Source organism: Rubripirellula tenax, from assembly GCF_007860125.1.
GTDB lineage: Bacteria > Planctomycetota > Planctomycetia > Pirellulales > Pirellulaceae > Rubripirellula > Rubripirellula tenax.
In genome coordinates this window covers 719,240-736,463 of record NZ_SJPW01000001.1, presented here as the reverse complement: position 1 = coordinate 736,463, position 17,224 = coordinate 719,240, and the positions used below count along the sequence as shown (strand labels likewise).

The following is a 17,224-nucleotide window of genomic DNA, read 5'->3' as shown; positions in this document are numbered from 1 at the left end:
GAAGATGCGACGGCTACCGGCCTCGGCGGGTCTCGGGGTTTGAGTCCCGAGACGTTTACAGTCCAGTGTCGAGCAGGCGGGCTCTAGCGAACCGCGTCCCCATGGGGGTTGGTCGCTTGTTGCATCGGCGGATCGACGGGCGCGACGAACTTGTCACGCATGATCTTCCAGCTCGATGGCGGCTTTTCGGGGACAAAGTTGTTCATGAACACGCCCAACGCGGCACCAATGGTGTTTCGCTTGACATCGGTGAATTCGTACTGATCCCATTTCGGAGCCGTTTTCAGATCGAAGTTCGGAGCGTACATCTTCAACGCTTGCGGCAAAAAGGTGTTTGCTTCCAACGCGATCTGAACCAATTTGTACTGGGCGCGATCTTCTTGGCGTTTCGGCCAGGCTTCGATCAAGACGATGCCGGGTGTTCCCGCGTCGACTTGGCGAATCCAGTATCGCTGTTGAATTTGAGTGGCATCCAGATTGAACACGAACGGCAGCGGGCTGCTGATGATGTTCTTGCCCTGCATTTCCGGCGGCAGGTCTTGAATTCGGCATTCTTGTTTGCTGCGATCCATTTCGATCAATTGTTGACCGTTGCAGACCCAGTGTTCACCGAATTGGCCATTTTGTGGTTTGTAGTGAGGCTTGTCGCCATCGATGCCGGCAAAGAACACCAGTTGATCGACGCGAAAGAGTCCACGGTCGGGCGCCGCATACTTCAAGACTCCGTCGGCCCTCGTTGCGTGCAAACCGGCTGGCGCGGCGAACATATCGAAGTGCCAACGCGTGAATTTACACTCGAGCGTCTTGGTGCCTTGGCTTTGTTTTTGCCAAGCCAGCAACACTTGTTGCAATTGAGATTGGGCTTCCACTGAAAGTGGAGGAAACGGTTGTTGGGGGGCTGCGGCCGCCGCCGGTGCGGCGGCAACGCGTGCCGCGGGTTGGTTGGCATTGCCGAAGTTTCCTTCGATGCCTTGATCGAGTGGACGCTGGGCATAGCTGGGTGTCCCAGCGGGTTGCTGCGCGTTAGCGGCACTGGCCGCCATCAAAATCGCCAATCCGGTAGCAAGGGTTCGTCGCATCATCCTTCAGCGCCGCTTTCGTCGTTCGTGAAACTCACCCGCCAGACTCGATCCGTCGATCTGACGATTACGAAGCCCTTGTAACCAGGGATGCGATCGAAAGGAAAGAGGAGTTTCAGAATCGCGTTTCGCTTTCTTGCTCCAACCCCCCGGGCGCGTGAAGCTTTTCCGATTATTCAGGTCATATGGCGTGCCTTTCATGCCGATCATCTTTAATGAGTACGCAATCTCCGGGGGGAGAAACATGACCAGGAACCTAAATGCGGCGAATTTATCGCGCCGCCAATGCTTGTGCGCGATAGCGCTCTTGGCACCGGCCATCACCGCCGTCGGGCAACAACCGACCGCGCCGACACGAACGACCGAGCTTCGCACAACGGGCACGACATCGCTTCCGGTGCAAAGTCGTGTCTATCGACTTGAAGGGGCTACCAATGCGCCCGTTGTCGTGACGGCAATCGCGGCAGATCCACGGGGCCAGTATTTGGCGGTTTCGGGCGACGACCATGTGATCCGCATTCTTTCCGCGGCAAACTATCGTGTCGTTCACAAGTTGACCGGCCATCGTGACTTGATTCGATCGCTGGCATTCGATCCGGCCGGCGAGAAGCTGGTTTCGGCCGGCAACGATGGGCAACTGATGTTGTGGGATCGCGGTGATGCGTTCGCGCAATTGCAGGTCATGTCAGGAACTCCCGCGATTGCTCGCGTCCGATTCGCGCCGGACGGCCGAGAAATGGCCGCCGTCGGGTTTGACAACGAAATCTACTTGATCGGTCGGACCGTTCGCCCACGCTCGGTGCTGCAATGCGACTGTAACGACTTGCGGGCGGTTGCTTACCGCGAAGACGGGGCTGTTATCGCCGTCGCCGGACGCAGTGGTGATCTGCACCTGTTTCACCCCGAACGTGGTGAATTGTCCAGCGAACATCCGCTGCACAAGGGACGCATCCACGATGTCGTCTTCCATCGCCAAAGCAACATCGCCGTTTCGGTCGGGGAAGATGGCGACGTGACGGTATTTGACACACGCGAGCGAAAGCTTCGTCATCGTGTGAACGTGACCACCGGCAAACTGTTCGCGGTCGCGGTTCTGAACAGTCATTCCGTAGCGGTGGCCGGTTCGGATAACGTGATTCGCGTCGTCAATACAGACGTGGGCGAGGTCACGCAAACATTGGAAGGCCATCGCGGCAGTATCGCCGCGCTTGCGGCCAGCGATGACGGATTGGTGTCTGGTGGCTTCGACGCAATGCTGCGTCGTTGGTCCATCGCAGACATTGTTACCTACGGTGCCCGCATCGCAGATGCCGACGGTTCGGTCGGACGCTGAACACCAAAATTGTGGGCACACGGAGGTGCCGAGCGTGATCTGGAAAGCCAAACGAAACCGCGATCGAAAACCGACCGTCCGTACCGATGCGCTGAAACGACGCGCGGTAGGTCCGGAACGTTTGGAAGCTAGACGCTTGTTCGCAGCCGATCCGATTCACGTCGGTGTTGTCTACTTAGAAACGGACTACTTGGAGAGCGATCAAGACGTCGGCAGCGACTCGCGAGGCGACCGATTTATTCTGTCGTTCAGCGGCGGCGCGCCGGATACCGAGCTCAGCGAAGTCAAGATCATCACTGACAAGGACGGCGATGGCATCACCGTTGGCGACTTGATCTATGATACGGAGCAAGGCGGCCGCGGAAAAAATGGATCGCACGGGTTCAGTATCGTCCGCATGACTTCGGCGGACGGTCGTGAAATCGACGCGACGGCTCAAGTCGCCGATGGCGGTCAGGAATTGGTGTTGCGGCTGTCCAACTTCAAAGCCGGCGATCGGTTGGAGTTCACGCTCGACGTCGACGAAGTGCTGCGCAATGTCGTCGACCTGGCGATCTTCAACGACCGCCTTGATGTGATCGCGTCGGGACAAGAGTTCCAGGACTCGATCTTGGAAGCAACGTTCAACGCGCCGCATTTCGAAACGGCTCACGCCGACGCGATCTTCGAAAACGACTACGGTGATCCGGAATCTGCGTTCGGACTGAACTTGCCGCCTGATGAAGGTACCGGGCCGGACAGTCGCCCAAACCGGTCGGCGGCGGCGGTCGCGTCGGCTCGGCAAACGGCCAAGCCGATTGAATTGTCGGGTACCGTCTGGGTCGACAACAACCTGGACTCGATCCGCCAAGCCGGCGAGCGGGTTCTGCCCGGCGTCGAAGTCGCTCTTTGGATGAAGCACGCGACGGGCGTCTACGTCGACTCGGGGCTGCGCGCGACGACCGATGCGTCGGGCAAGTACATGTTCCCAAAATCGTTGGGCTTGAAACCGGGGACTTACCGCGTCGTTGAAACGCAACCCGACGGACTTTACAGCGTGGCGGCGATTCCTGGTCGCGTGGCCGGTGCATCCATTGGTACGGCGGAATCGAAAGACATTCTGACGGGTATCGATATCCTGTTGGGCGACACGTCGGCGGTGGACTACGATTTCGCCGAAGCCGAACCGGCTTCGATCTCGGGTGTTGTTTACATTGACGCAAACAACAACGGCAAACGAGACAACGGCGAAGTCGGCATTCCGGGCGTGACCATGCGTCTGGTGCCCTTCGATACCACCACCACGCCTTCGGTGTTGACGGTGACGACGAGCGGAAACGGATCGTACACCTTCACCGGACTGCCGCCGGGAAGCTACGAAGTCATCGAAGTCAATCAACCCTCGGGGCTGAACGACGGCATCGACACCGCCGGTACCATCGATGGGCAAGTTGTGGGTACCGCCGACAATCCCGGCGACCGGATTCACAGCATCACGCTGATCGGTGGCAGTGACGGTGTTGAATACAACTTTGGTGAAACGCCCTACGGTTCGATCGCCGGGTTCGTCTACTTAGCGGGACCGGGCCAAGATTGCGACGGTGATCATGATGGCAACGGCAGCACGCCCATCCCGGGCGTTCGCGTCGAATTGCAAACCGAATCGGGTACCACCGTTTTTCGCACGACGACCGGGGCGGATGGTGGGTATCAGTTCGCCGAGATTCCAGTCGGCAACTACCGCATCGTTGAATTCACGCCTGACGGGTTGATCGATGGTGGATCCCATGTCGGCCGAATCAACAACATCACCGTCGGAACGTCCGTGGACGGTGGATTGATTTCGCAGATCGCGATGACGCCATCGGGTGTCGGCCTCGAATACAACTTCTGCGAAGCGGCACCGGCGACGCTGTCCGGATACGTGTACCAAGACGGTGACGACGACGGGAATCGCGATGCGGGCGAAGAACCGATCGCCCAGACGCAGGTCACGCTGATCAACGGTGCTGGCGAAACCGTCGCCACAACGACGACCGATGCGGCGGGACGATACGAATTCAAAGACCTGATGCCCGGCGACTATTCGATCGTCGAAACACAACCGGCCGGGTTCTTGGACGGCAAAGACTCCGTCGGCAACATTCGTGGAACGCGGCGCGGTCGTGATGCCGGCAACGATACGCTAGCGTCGATCGAATTGAAGCAGGGCGACATCGGCGTCGAATATAACTTCGGTGAATTGAAGCCGGCATCGCTGTTTGGGCAGGTTTTTGTCGACACCGATGACGACTGCGAACGAGACGAAGATGAGCTCTTGTTGGCCGGCGTAACGATTCGCTTGGTGGACGCGTCGGGTACCGAAGTGGCAACGACAACGACGAACGCCGACGGAGCGTATTCGTTCACGGGATTGCGTCCCGGAACGTACACGGTCATCGAATCGCAACCCGACGGATACTTCGAAGGCAACGCGATACCGGGATCGGCGGGCGGTACCGCGCTGGACGGCAGCCGCATCGGCAGCATCACGCTTGCGTCGGGTGTCACGGCGGTCGAGTACGATTTTTGCGAACGACCACCGGCCGAGATTCGCGGATCGGTATTTTCGGATCTGGACGAAGATTGTGAATTCGATGCGAACGAAGTCGGCATCGAAGGCGCCCGCGTCGAACTTTACGATGGCACCGGCAAATTGGTCGGTTTCACCAACACCGATGCGTCCGGTAACTATCAGTTCACAAACTTGCCGGCCGGCGAGTACTCGGTCCGCGAGATTCAACCGGCGGGTTGGTTGCAAGGCGGCCAAAAAGCGGGCAGCCACGGCGGCGACGATTCGCAAACCGATGTGATTTCACGAATTCCCGTCGGTTGGGGCGAGCGACTGACGCGTTACAACTTCTGTGAACTCGAACCCGCTAGCATCGCGGGTATCGTTTACGTCGACGGCAACGGTGACTGCATCCGCGATCCCGGTGAACCGCCGCTGGAAGGCGTCACGATAGAGCTGCGTGATGCGTCGGGACAATTCATCTCAAGCACCGTTACCAATGCTGATGGCGCGTACAGCTTCACGGGGCTGCGACCGGGAAGCTACCAACTTTTCGAGCAACAACCCGACGGCTACTTCCAGGGCGGCCAAGTCGTTGGCACCGGTGACGGCCAAGTGTTGGGCGAGGACTTGTTGGGTGCTCGTTTGCACTCCGGCGAGATGCTGGTGAACTATGATTTTTGTGAATTACCGGCTGCGTCGCTTGGCGGTCGTGTCTGGAAAGAAGCCGTTCCCAATCAAGTCTTCGACCCCGGTGACGAACCGCTGGCCGGCGTACTGGTCGAACTGATCGATGATGCGGGTTCGATCGTGCGCCAGGTTCGCACCGATGCGTCCGGCGACTACTTGTTCAATCAACTTGCGCCCGGCGTCTATTCGGTGCGCGAAACACAGCCGGCTGGTTTGTTCCACGGCGGCCAAGTCGTGGGCGACGTCGGTGGAAGTGTCGGCGGTGATGACTGGTTGGTCGGCATCGAGCTGCGCGGCGGAGTCGACGCGCGTCACTATGACTTCCCCGAAGTGCCGCCGGCATTGATTTCAGGACACGTGTTTCAAGACGGCGAAGCGATTCGCTTGTCGGGCACACCCGATGCGAAGGACCTACGCCAATACCGTGATGGCGAATTGACGCCGGACGACACGCTGCTGGGCGGGGTGACGATTGAGCTGCGAAACTTGTTGGGGTTACCATTCCTAGCCGACCGAGCGTTGCCGGGTGTCTACGAAGACGGACCGATTCGCGTCACGACCGACGAAAACGGATACTACGAGTTCACGGGACTGCGGCCGGGCGTCTACCACGTCTATCAAGTCCAGCCTGAAAACTACGTCGACGGTCTGGATACACCCGGTTCGACCGGCGGTATTGCGGTGAACCCGGCCGACGTCGTTGACGACGACGATCGGATCGTGATCCAGACACTGTCGCAAAACGAAGCATCGGATCCGCGGAACGACGCGATTTTGAACGTGACACTCATCGGTGGCGGCGAGAGTATCAACAACAACTTCAGCGAGATCGTGATCGCGCCGAACCAGATTCCGCAATTGGAACCGCCGCGCCCTCAAACGCCCCGTGCTGAACAACCTATCGAAACCTTTGATCCTCGAATCCGAATCGTCTCGTTTGCTCAACCGTTGACCTATCGAACGCCGGTGGTCACCGACGATGAATGGGCGGTGTCATGGCACTTAAGTGTGATCAACGGCGGTTTCCCGGGTGGTGGTGTCGTTGGTGAAGATGGTCTGATTCAAGGCGTCAGTACACGCAAAGTGTCGGGCCAGTGGATCGATGGCAACCAGGACCGGGGTCGTTGGACGATCGTCGATCGTGACGGTAAGCGAATGGCAAAAGGCGATGCCCTGACGCTTGGTGTCGAGGACGGTTGGGCTCTGGCGGGTGACTTCGATGGCGATGGAGTCGACGAGGGCGTCTTGTATAAGAACGGCCAATGGTTTGTCGACTTCAACGGTAACGGCAAGTGGGACGCAGGCGATTTGTGGATGCAGTTGGGCACTGAACTGGATCGACCCGTCGTGGGTGACTGGGATGGTGACGGCAAGGACGACATCGGGATCTTTGGTCGCCAATGGCACCGTGACGAACAGAAGATCAAAAAAGACCCCGGCTTGCCGGACCCCGACAACAAACGTCGACGCGAAGTTGATTCGCGATCCTTGGCGACGATAGACGACGATGGCGACGATGGCGACGATCGAAAGCGGTTGATGGTTCGTGGGGATCAAGGGTCGCTTCGCGCCGATGCAGTCGACCACGTTTTCAAATACGGCGAACAGGCCGATACGCCGATCGCAGGGGACTGGAACGGCGACGGAATTGATCAGATCGGCGTGTTCGATTCGGGCAACTGGTTGCTGGACGCCGACGGCGACGGTCGATGGACCGACAACGATGAAAAGGTCAAGTTCGGACAACCCGGCGATGAACCGATCGTGGGCGACTTCAACGGTGACCAGATTGACGAAATCGGTGTCGTCCGCGGTGACCTTTGGATCATCGACACGGACGGCGACCGACGGATCACGGGCAACGACTTGCAAATTCAAGTGCCGCGAGACAATCCCGATAGCCAGCCGGTCGTCGGTGACTTCGACGGCGACGGAAAAGATGACGCAGCATACTACGATGAATCCGCGTAGTAAAAAGTAGCCATCACCCGGAGGGTGATGTAGACATTTTTTTTGGTCTTGTGATTTGGGAATGTCTTCGTGATCAGGCGAATAGCTCGGCGGGTCTTGCGGATGTTTACGATCGCGATCATCCCTTACGTTGTTGTCGTAGCCGTTGTCTTCTTTTTTCAACGGCACTTGCTCTATTTTCCGTCGCATCATGATGGGGCGTCACGGCTGAGTCCGTGGATCGAATCGGAGCAAGCGATAGGCTTTTGTCGCGAGGTTCCTGATGCGACGACCATTTGGTTGATGACGCATGGCAACGGCGGTCAAGCCGCGGATCGAGACTACGTGCTTGGACGAATGTCAGAGACGGATTCGCTGTACGTTCTTGAGTATCCGGGGTACGGGGCTCGCGAGGGAAAACCGACGCGGGCGTCGATTAACCAAACAGCGGCCGACGCCTATCGGCTTCTACGGTCGCGAAATCCGAACGCCACGATTTGCGTTCTCGGCGAATCACTGGGCAGCGGTCCCGCATGCTCGCTCGCCAAGGAAGCAACGCCGCCGGACAAGATCGTACTCGTCGTCCCGTTTGAATCGTTGGCAAGCGTCGCCGCGAAACGGTTCTTTTTTCTTCCGGTGCGTCTCTTGTTGCTGGACCGATGGGACAATGTGGCGGCACTGAAAGACTACCAGGGTCCGGTCGAGATCTTCGGCGCCACCAACGACGAGATCATTCCTGTCAAACACGCCAAGACTCTCACCGAGCAAGTCACCGGCGCCCGTTTCACACCGATTCCCGGCGGCCACAACGATTGGTCGTTGCAGGCCGGCGTGAAGATCCAACGTTGATCGTGCCTCGACTGCGGATGCAACGATCGAATTGAGGAGACTGTTTCAAGTAGTTATGTTTTGGCGAACGAAATATTCCACTTCTGCGATTGACACGCAGGATTTCGCAGCTTCACGGGGCCTCCCTTTTGCCCCTTCGAGAAAGGCTTTCGAGTAGCACGGGATCAGTCGTGTTTGTGACAAATCGTGTTGATCCGTCGCCCATCAACATCATCATTCCGTTCGCATGAAGACTTCCATAGCCTACTTCTCCACTTGCTGATTGCTGCCATTCGTCACGGATCCCCAGAGTCAACGGACGAAGGCCCGAGGGATCGCCCCAGGGAACCAGTGCGGTATCGACTTCGCCAACCATAATGGTGTTTCCAAGGTCGTCAAAGTCTTCGAATCGAATTGGCGATCGAGACTCGAACACTTCGGGGTTGCCAGCGTTGTGGCTAAGTCCGAACCCGTCGGGCGACCAAATCGGGTTTCCCATCGAAGGGCAGATGGATTCGTAAGTGACTGTGCGAAACGTGCTGGCGTTGGGTTCCGCATTCCACGCTTTCGTTTCATCCAATTCAGGTTGGGAGTAATGCGAGTAGGGAAGAATGTGATACATCCAATTGCGTTGCGTCGTCGTTGCGATTTCGTTGGGGCGGTACGTCGACAAGTCGCTGTCACCTCGCAATTGGTTTTTTCCGACAAAGATTGGATCCGGCGATGTTGCCAGCCACCCGAGTTGATGAACGATTCCAGTAACAGCGATACCCAACGCAAACAAAATCGTGCATAGCAAGATCACCGAGAAACTGGCGCGGACACTCCATCGGATTTTGGCGTCCGAAGCACGCCGAGAATTGCATTCCTTCGCCAGCCATAGGACGAGATAGTGACAACACGTTGTCGCAACGAGGAAACTTGCCAGCGCGACTGCGATTCCTCCGGCGTGTGGCTGCACCTTCGATGCCGACGACTGAGCAAAATCGGTCCAACCAAACAACAGCGATGTAGAAATCGGCGCGGGAGTCGCGGCCAGCAACACCATGGCACCAATTCCCAGAGCGAGCAGCGCCAGCGATTGTCGTAGCGACATCACTCTCGGTCCAATGTGTAGGTTGCGCCGCTTTTTTTCCAGGCTCCCGGCGTCATAAGCTCGCGGGCTCCTGAAATCATGGTCAGCACAAGGATGAAAACGGATCCCCACAGGAAGACGACGGCCATCGCTTTCGTCCACGAAAGCGATGGCAGCCAATGGGACTCTTTCGCGATGAAATTCCACAGCGTTCGGATGATCACCGTCGATAGAATCACACAGACGAGTAGAAACGAAATCGCTTGGAGTCGCTCGCTGCTGGAACCCGATAGTCGCAAGACTGTGTCAATATCCTCCGGCAAAACGCTGGGCATTCCGGCTAGAAATGTTCGAAGCATTTGACTTCATCCTGTTCTCAGATGATTCCTACCGCTTCGCGAAGACGCGTTTGAGTTCATCTAGGCTGGTTAATCCGCGGGCGACGGTTAGGATCGCTTCGGCTTGTAGGCCGCGGTGGCCTTCGGACTTTGCGACTTGGTTCAAGCGGCTGATGTCTTGGGTCTTCAGGATCGCTTTTCGCAATTCTTCGCCCGGCGTCAGTAGTTCAAAGATCGCGATCCGGCCGAAGTATCCGCGGCCATTGCAAACGTGACACGGAATCAGCGGCGCCGGTTTGCCGTTCTCGTCGACTTGTTGTTCGATGGGCGGCGGGATAAACGGACCGTACAGCATCGCGACGCGGCCGGCCGGGATGCCCAGTTGTTTCAAGAGTTGCGGTGGTGGTTCGAAGCCGAGTTTGCAATTGTCGCAAAGTCGGCGGACCAGTTTTTGACAAAGTACCGCACCGATCGTTTCACTGATCTCTTTCGATGATTCGCGATAGCGATCGACCAAACGGACCAAGCCTTCCATCGCGTTGTTGGCATTCATCCGCAGATAAACTTGTTTTTCGGATGACTTCACCTGCTTCAAGCAGATTTGCATCGATTCCGGTTCGGGCAGTTCGGGAAACAGCAGCACGTCCGGCTCTTTCAAGATCATCTTTTTGACCATCTCGACTTCCGTCTTGCCCGAGTCGCCGCCAAAGAAGTTTTGGTTGACGTTGATGATTTCTGGTTCGGGCGCCGTTTGATCTTCGAACGATTGAAAGTCACGGACCAAACGATCGGCCGCATTGACGGCGATGCCCCAGGTCGTCGTCAGGCCTTCGCCCTTGGGCGTTGTGATCAAGACGATGTTGCCGTGCTCGTCAAGTTTTTGTTTGAAGGCGTCAAACAACTTGTCTCGCATGCCCAAGTCACTCATCCGATCGAACGGAATCTTATCCATTGCGATCCGACATAACACGCGTTCGCCGGTGGCGACACCTTGCGCTTGAACGGTGAGCGAGAATTTGTCCTTCGCGATCTTCAATCCAAGCGAGCCCGTTTGTGACGAACGGCGATCGGCGGGATTCATCAGCGACAATTGCTTCAGCGCGTACAGCATCGCGTCGCCGGTTTCGCGGTCAATCGGCGGCAATTGTTCCCAATTGCCGTCGATTTGGTAGCGAATCGCACACGCGTTTTGCGAAAAATCCAACAAGATGTGAGTCGCTCGCGACTGGATCGCGTGCGCCAGTTGACCGCCAATCATTTGATAGCCGGGTCCTTGGCGTGTCGCGATCAGCAGCGACTGTGCTTGGGTCCGTTCGGAAATTCGTGGAGCGAATTCGACCGGAGCAACGGTTTGCCAAAGTTGGATTTCTTCTTTTTCGGCCATCGTGGCAAGATCGTTCGGATGAAGGGGAGTGAATAGGAAAAATTCGGTCGCTTACAGAATACCCGGCGCCTTCACGTCGATACCCTTCAGCGCCATCTTGAGCGCCTCTTTGTTAGGTGCCACGGCGAAGGCGGTGGGGCGGTCGATCAGTTCATCGTCGATCAACTGCTTCAAGCTCATCGTAAAATCTTGCATGCCGTCCTCGGCACCGATGCGAATCGCGTCGGGCAGTTTGTGATCCTGGCCTTCGAGGACCAGTTTGCGAATCATTGGCGAGAACGTCATGACTTCGCACGTCGGCACGCGAGGCACATCGGGCCGAATCGTCTTTAGCAGTTTTTGCGCGACGATACCCTTCATATTGAAAGCGATGGCCGATCGGATCGCACCGTGCATTTCTTCGGGGAACAAGTCCAAGATCCGTCCGATCGTTGTCGATGCACTTGCGGCGTGAATCGTTCCGAACACCAAGTGACCGGTTTCTGCGGCGTGGATCGCCGTCATGAATGTCTCTTCGTCCCGAAGCTCACCGACCAGGATGATGTCGGGGTCTTCTCGCACCGCGTGCTTCATGCCGACTTCGAAGTCGAGCACGTCTTGGCCGATTTCGCGTTGGTTGATCAAACACTTGTCTTCGGTGTAAATGAACTCGATCGGATCTTCGAGCGTCAAAATGTGTTTGCGATAGATGCTGTTGATGTAGTTGAGCATCGAACCGATCGTCGTCGATTTGCCCGAACCCGTCACACCGGCCAACAACACCATGCCTTGGTCAAAGTGGCAAAGCGTTTCCATGATGGGTGGCAAATACAAACCCTTGAAGTCGGGGATGAAGTTGCTGATCCGGCGGGCGACCAATCCGATGTTGCCCAGCGACTTGAGCATGTTGACGCGGAATCGCCAGCGGACGCCATCGACGTGGATGACGTGCGAAAAGTCGGCGCCGCCTTCTTGTTCGAAGATGATCAAGTTCCGCTCGTCCATCATCGGCAACAGCAGCCGCACCATTTCTTCCATGTCGATCAGCGGCCGATTGAGCGGTTTGAGTTCGCCCCGAACGCGGACCATCGGCGGCTGGCCGACCTTCAGGTGCAGGTCGGACCCCTCCAGCTTCACCAGCGCCCGGAAGATCTTGTCGACCTCAAGTTCTCCCTTTTCCTGCAGCAAACTCGCCCGCAAGCGTCCTGCGACGGCCTCGGCGGAGTTGTCTTGGAGGACCGCGGGCGGCGGAGCTGATTTTTTGTGCGACATGGAATCGGGAACTATTCGGGAAGAAGAAGAGCGGCGTCGACGTCCGCCCATTCTAACTCGACCTCAGTCCTTTGGTTAGCCGATGCAGATTCCGCTGTTTTCGATTCGGTAGGGCACAATCGACTCCTCGCACGGGCTTCCACGATGTTTTGCGACACACAGGGCACGACCGACTTGATTTCCGTCGCGAGTCTTTCCCATCAAAATGATCGTGTTGGCGTTGGACAGGACATCGCCGCTTTCGATCGGCCGCGAAATCAAGTCGTCCAGCATGACTTCGTGGCTGGTCGCCAGCAGCAAACAGCCCAATTGTGTGTGCTCGTAGGCCGCGGCGGCGACGCGATCGGCGTTTTCTCGGAATCCGACGCGGAACAGATCGCGGGCCAGCCAATCGTGCTCTTTGCGGATGATTTGGTGGTAAACGTATTCGAACAATTCGTACTGGATCGAGTCGGCTGCTCGGTCGGCGGGTTCGATTCCGTCGATCACGGCGCGGCGGACGCCGTGGATGAAGTTGCCATAGAAAAACGCGATCGCTTGGTCCAGTTTCTTAGCCTGTTCCGACTTCCATCGCCGCCAACCGTCGGCATCCATATCCGATGCGGTGACGCGCCGCCCGACGTTGCGAAACACGTGCATGGCGTCGGTTCGAGCCCGATTGGGATCCCAGACGGTCGCCGCATCGACGCGGTCAACAATGGGAGTCTCGATCAAGTCCCAGTCAAACATCCGCTTGGCATAGTCGCGATGATTTTGCGAATCGCCACGAGACGTCAAGTCGAAAATGATGCCACGCTGGCCTTCTTGGTCTTTGCCGGCACTGGCGAACGCGATCCCAAGCTGAGTCTTTCCAATCCCGGTCGCACCCATCACGACGGTCAATGTGCCCGGCAGCAATCCGCCACCGAGCATGTCATCAAGTTGAGGGCTTCCGGTGCTGATTCGGTGGTTCATAACACAAGTTTTACGGTTTGGACCATTTGGGCAACGCGACGTCGGCAAAACATTGGCGCACTTGGCGAAAACCCAGATTTCGCCCCTGCAAGGAACAACGTTCGATCGGGTATGCTCCCAACCACGCATGGATCGTTTTTAATCATCTAGGAGCCGAGATGGCAACCGAGGCAGCAACGCTTTCACCAACGCAGGACGCACGGGCGACGATTGCCGCGGATGCGATTTCCCCGGATTTGATTGAAACGCCGCGGATCGACGATTCCGTCGAAGCCTCTTCCGACGACAAACTCAGCCCCGTCGGCCATACAATGTCGGCGGTCCGTTGGGACTATCTGGTCTTCTTTGTCGCCCTGCACGCGATCGCTTTGCTTGCGGTGCTGCCCTATTTTTTCTCCTGGGCCGGTGTGATCGCGTTTATGGCAGGCGTCGTCGTTTTCGGACAGATGGCGATTCCGATCGGCTATCACCGTATGTTGTCGCATCGCAGTTTCAAGTCGCCGAAGTGGTTCGAACGCACGCTGGTCACGCTAGCCATGTGTACCGCGCAGGAAACGCCCGCGCACTGGGTTGCTTGGCACCGAATGCACCATTCGCATAGCGACCACAAAGACGACCCGCATTCGCCGCGGATCAGTTTCTTGTGGTCTCACGTTCAGTGGCTGGTCCACGAGACACGAACGCCGCTAGCGACTTATGCGATGTACGAAAAGTACGCTCGCGACGTGTTGGCCGATCCGTATTACCGATGGCTCGAGAAGCTTCCCATCGCGGCGGGAATCTTCTTTTTCGGCCATGCGATCGTTTACGCCATCGTTGCCAACGTCGTGTGCGTGATGATTTACGGCAATTCGCCTGAAGCGTATCGGATGGCGGCGAGCGTGTTTTTGTGGGGTGTGGTTGTCCGAACGGTTTGGGTTTGGCACATCACTTGGGCCGTCAATTCGTTGACGCACGTGTTCGGCTACCGAAATTACGAGACGACCGACGACAGCCGCAACAACTGGTTTGTGACCTTGTTGACCGCTGGCGAGGGCTGGCACAACAACCACCACGCTGACCCAGCCAGCGCGTCGGTCCAGCATCGTTGGTGGGAAATCGACATCAACTATTACACGATTCGCTTGTTCGGCGTGTTGGGCCTGGCAACCGATATCATCCAACCGCGACACATTCGCAAAGCCCAGGCGGCAAAGTCTCGGTCGAAAGCGTAAGATGGCGGCCCACGCGTTGGTTTCGCGAACTCGCGAAACCGACGATCACGCCATTTTTAGGTGGATGCCTTGTCGCGATCTGATTGCCTCTCAAAAGAACCGATGTCATCAACGCGGCTCGGTTTGCTGTTCATGGTCGCCTGTGTGGTTTTTTCGGGTTGCCGCCCGGCAGTCAACGATGGAATCACCTTCTCGGATGTGGTGCAATCGCAAACGCAACCGATCGAGGACTTCTCGGAACTTGCTTTCACGGGCACCGACGGTCGACCGGTCAAGCTAGTCGAAGGGATGAAACGCAAGTACACCGTCCTGGTCGTGACTCGAGGATGGACCGGTGCGATCTGTTTGTATTGTGCGTCGCAGACGTCGAAATGGGCGCGTCGGTTCGACGAACTGGAACAGTATGACGCCGAACTGGTTGTCGTTTTTCCCACCGAGACCGACGGCGATGTGAAGTTGGTGGAAGAGCTTCGCAAGAAGATCACGGGCGGTCCCGTCGAAAACGAATCGATCCCCTTTCCGATTTTCTTAGACATCGATTTACAATCCGTTGACCAATTGGGCATTCGAGACGAATTGGCCAAGCCGGCTACCTACATCGTCGATCGCCAAGGGAGAGTTCGATTTGCTTACGTCGGTCAATCGATCGCCGATCGACCATCGGTCGACGCCATTTTAAAGCAACTAGAGCGGATGAGTGATTGAGTGACGCCGCCTTCAACGATCGCTTTGTCAATCAATGCGTTGCGCTAAAATTCTTGACCGCCGACGTCGCGCGGGAAGCGTTGGCCGAAGCATCCAGTGGTGGTATGTCGATCGAATCCTTGGTCGTGCGTCGTGGTTGGATGACGCCGGACTTGGTCGACATCGCCGAATCGTTGTTGCATCCGACCGATACGGTGCCGGGATACGAGTTGCTTGAAGTTCTGGGCCGCGGCGGAATGGGCGTGGTCTATCGGGCGCGGCAATTGGATTTGGATCGAATCGTTGCGATCAAGACGATCTTGCTTTCCAGCATGACCGGAGCCCACGTCGCCCAGCGGTTTGAACGCGAGGCGATGGCGGTGGCTCGTTTGCAACACCCCGGGATCGTCCAGGCTTGGAACTACGGCCAGCACAACGGTCGCTACTTTCTGGTGATGGAATTCATCAAAGGGCAACCGTGTGACCAATTGGTTCGTGGCGGCCAGCGGTTGTCGCCCGTCATTGCGTGGAACTTTGTTCGCCAAGCCGCGGCCGGATTGTCGCACGCGCAAACGCACGGCGTCATTCATCGCGATATCAAACCAGCCAATCTGATTGTGACGTCGCCGCCCGAAGGTTCGTCGCTGCCGGCGGGCGTGGACCAATTGAAGATCACGGACTTCGGGTTGGCGATCCTGTCGGATACGGGTTTCGATCAAGCCCGCATCACTACGGACAATGCATTGGTGGGCAGTCCGGCTTACATGTCGCCCGAGCAGTTTGACAATGGCACGATCGATTTTCGTAGCGACATCTACTCGCTCGGCATCACGGCGCTGCACTTGTTGAGTGGCCAAATGCCGTTTGCGGTAAAGAGTCTGGTTCGGTTGGCGGCGCTCAAGAAGTCCGGTTTGCCGGACGGCGATCCGCTGCTGCGCGATTTGCCCAATGGCCAAGCCGAACTGCTGCGATCGATGATCGCGCCATCGCCTGATGACCGGCCGGCGAGTTATCGCAATCTAATCGATCGTATCGACGCCCTTCAGCTATCGCCAACGCCACACAACGTCGATTCAATGGCGGAAACGATGACCTTTGATCCGAGTGTGACCTCGGATCCGACACCCAAGAATTTGGCGGTGACGCAGCCCTTCGATTCATCGGTTCAACCTGTTCGTGGTCAAACATCGGTCCAGATTCACCGTCGTCGATGGATCTACGGTTCGATCGCCGCCGTCGCAGTCGGAGGATCGTTGGTGGCGTTTGCCGCGTTTGCGTTGCGCCCCAATGCACCGGGGGTGCGCCAGTTCACTCGTACGGAAGCTCTGGAGACTCTTTTTGACGGAATCACCTTGGCGGGATGGGACGTCGGCGGTTCGATGGTCGGCGCTTGGAATGTCGTCCCGGCACCTGACGATTCGACCAGCATCGCGTGCTTGGCTCGACAAGGCGCGATCACACGCCGGTTACCCGACTGGCCGCATCAACGGATCACACTGCTGGTCTACCTGTCCGATGAAGCAGCCGTCGCGGAAGTCGATTTCGGTTTCGACGCAGGCGACAACGACGCCGTCCGGTCGACGCTGCGTGTGCAATCGGATTTGATCCAGTTGGGTACAAAGCAGGGCGATTTCGGCGACTTGAACGTCCAGCACCAAGAACCCGCGCCTTTGTCGATCTTGGATCGGTTTCACGTCGTCCACATCGAGCGTCAAGGCGCCGAATGGTATGTCTTTTTCGAGCAGGTCTTCGTTGGCTGGCTGCCGATTGACGGAAATGAAACGGATGCCGGCGATCTGCGATTGGTCGTGCGAGGGAACTCGCCTGACGAGCCAACGATTCATTTTGCTGACGTTCAAGCGAACCGACTCGGTCTCGCGACAACTACCAAACCTTCCTCCGCTACCCCATGAC

Annotated in this window: 12 protein-coding genes; 6 read left to right on the top strand and 6 right to left on the bottom strand. The window is 57.3% G+C overall.

The annotated features are described in order from the left end of the window. Positions 1-83: 83 nt before the first annotated feature. On the bottom strand, positions 84-1,082 hold the full coding sequence (locus Poly51_RS02665; protein ID WP_246114216.1) for a TIGR03009 domain-containing protein: 999 nt from the start codon (positions 1,080-1,082) through the stop codon (positions 84-86). A gap of 241 nt (positions 1,083-1,323) precedes the next feature. Here Poly51_RS02665 and Poly51_RS02660 point away from each other — a divergent pair, with 241 nt between their 5' ends. The 3 genes from Poly51_RS02660 to Poly51_RS02650 all read left to right on the top strand — a co-directional run bounded on the left by Poly51_RS02660 (position 1,324) and on the right by Poly51_RS02650 (position 8,431). Further along, positions 1,324-2,412: a WD40 repeat domain-containing protein gene (locus Poly51_RS02660; protein ID WP_186775297.1), complete on the top strand. Its 1,089-nt coding sequence runs from the start codon at positions 1,324-1,326 to the stop codon at positions 2,410-2,412. After that, positions 2,387-7,603 carry an MSCRAMM family protein gene (locus tag Poly51_RS02655; protein ID WP_146455124.1) on the top strand — a complete coding sequence of 1,739 codons (5,217 nt, stop codon included), beginning with the start codon at positions 2,387-2,389 and terminating at the stop codon, positions 7,601-7,603. The genes Poly51_RS02660 and Poly51_RS02655 overlap by 26 nt, the downstream gene beginning before the upstream one ends. A 69-nt stretch (positions 7,604-7,672) precedes the next feature. After that, complete coding sequence (locus tag Poly51_RS02650) at positions 7,673-8,431, top strand: alpha/beta hydrolase (protein WP_222435774.1); 759 nt, start codon at positions 7,673-7,675, stop codon at positions 8,429-8,431. A gap of 112 nt (positions 8,432-8,543) precedes the next feature. Here Poly51_RS02650 and Poly51_RS02645 read toward each other — a convergent pair whose 3' ends face one another. The 5 genes from Poly51_RS02645 to Poly51_RS02625 form a co-directional block, all read right to left on the bottom strand. Then, positions 8,544-9,506 carry an H-X9-DG-CTERM domain-containing protein gene (locus Poly51_RS02645; RefSeq protein WP_146453945.1) on the bottom strand — a complete coding sequence of 321 codons (963 nt, stop codon included), beginning with the start codon at positions 9,504-9,506 and terminating at the stop codon, positions 8,544-8,546. Then, positions 9,506-9,844 (bottom strand): hypothetical protein, encoded by a 339-nt coding sequence (locus Poly51_RS02640; RefSeq protein WP_146453943.1) that lies wholly within the window; start codon positions 9,842-9,844, stop codon positions 9,506-9,508. The genes Poly51_RS02645 and Poly51_RS02640 overlap by 1 nt, the downstream gene beginning before the upstream one ends. A gap of 28 nt (positions 9,845-9,872) precedes the next feature. Further along, positions 9,873-11,207, bottom strand: a complete 1,335-nt coding sequence (locus Poly51_RS02635; RefSeq protein WP_146453941.1) for an ATPase, T2SS/T4P/T4SS family — start codon at positions 11,205-11,207, stop codon at positions 9,873-9,875. Between the two features lie 51 nt (positions 11,208-11,258). Beyond that, positions 11,259-12,458 carry a type IV pilus twitching motility protein PilT gene (locus tag Poly51_RS02630; RefSeq protein WP_146453939.1) on the bottom strand — a complete coding sequence of 400 codons (1,200 nt, stop codon included), beginning with the start codon at positions 12,456-12,458 and terminating at the stop codon, positions 11,259-11,261. 75 nt (positions 12,459-12,533) lie between these two features. Then, entirely contained in the window at positions 12,534-13,412 is an 879-nt protein-coding gene (locus tag Poly51_RS02625; RefSeq protein WP_146453937.1) for an RAD55 family ATPase, read from the bottom strand. 158 nt (positions 13,413-13,570) lie between these two features. On the opposite strand from Poly51_RS02625, the gene Poly51_RS02620 reads away from it, so the two are divergent. From Poly51_RS02620 to Poly51_RS02610, 3 genes are all read left to right on the top strand, one after another. Further along, entirely contained in the window at positions 13,571-14,626 is a 1,056-nt protein-coding gene (locus Poly51_RS02620; RefSeq protein ID WP_146453935.1) for an acyl-CoA desaturase, read from the top strand. A 102-nt stretch (positions 14,627-14,728) separates the two neighbouring features. Then, positions 14,729-15,331 carry a peroxiredoxin family protein gene (locus Poly51_RS02615; protein ID WP_222435773.1) on the top strand — a complete coding sequence of 201 codons (603 nt, stop codon included), beginning with the start codon at positions 14,729-14,731 and terminating at the stop codon, positions 15,329-15,331. Beyond that, positions 15,328-17,223 (top strand): serine/threonine-protein kinase, encoded by a 1,896-nt coding sequence (locus tag Poly51_RS02610; protein ID WP_146453931.1) that lies wholly within the window; start codon positions 15,328-15,330, stop codon positions 17,221-17,223. Before Poly51_RS02615 ends, Poly51_RS02610 begins: the two co-directional genes overlap by 4 nt. The last annotated feature ends 1 nt before the right edge of the window (position 17,224 follow it).

Bases quoted from the DNA above. Each gene is read 5' to 3' on its own strand.
- Poly51_RS02665 (WP_246114216.1), bottom strand. From the start codon at position 1,082: ATGATGCGACGAACCCTTGCTACCGGATTGGCGATTTTGATGGCGGCC.
- Poly51_RS02660 (WP_186775297.1), top strand. From the start codon at position 1,324: ATGACCAGGAACCTAAATGCGGCGAATTTATCGCGCCGCCAATGCTTG.
- Poly51_RS02655 (WP_146455124.1), top strand. From the start codon at position 2,387: ATGCCGACGGTTCGGTCGGACGCTGAACACCAAAATTGTGGGCACACG.
- Poly51_RS02645 (WP_146453945.1), bottom strand. From the start codon at position 9,506: ATGTCGCTACGACAATCGCTGGCGCTGCTCGCTCTGGGAATTGGTGCC.
- Poly51_RS02640 (WP_146453943.1), bottom strand. From the start codon at position 9,844: ATGCTTCGAACATTTCTAGCCGGAATGCCCAGCGTTTTGCCGGAGGAT.
- Poly51_RS02635 (WP_146453941.1), bottom strand. From the start codon at position 11,207: ATGGCCGAAAAAGAAGAAATCCAACTTTGGCAAACCGTTGCTCCGGTC.
- Poly51_RS02630 (WP_146453939.1), bottom strand. From the start codon at position 12,458: ATGTCGCACAAAAAATCAGCTCCGCCGCCCGCGGTCCTCCAAGACAAC.
- Poly51_RS02625 (WP_146453937.1), bottom strand. From the start codon at position 13,412: ATGAACCACCGAATCAGCACCGGAAGCCCTCAACTTGATGACATGCTC.
- Poly51_RS02620 (WP_146453935.1), top strand. From the start codon at position 13,571: ATGGCAACCGAGGCAGCAACGCTTTCACCAACGCAGGACGCACGGGCG.
- Poly51_RS02615 (WP_222435773.1), top strand. From the start codon at position 14,729: ATGTCATCAACGCGGCTCGGTTTGCTGTTCATGGTCGCCTGTGTGGTT.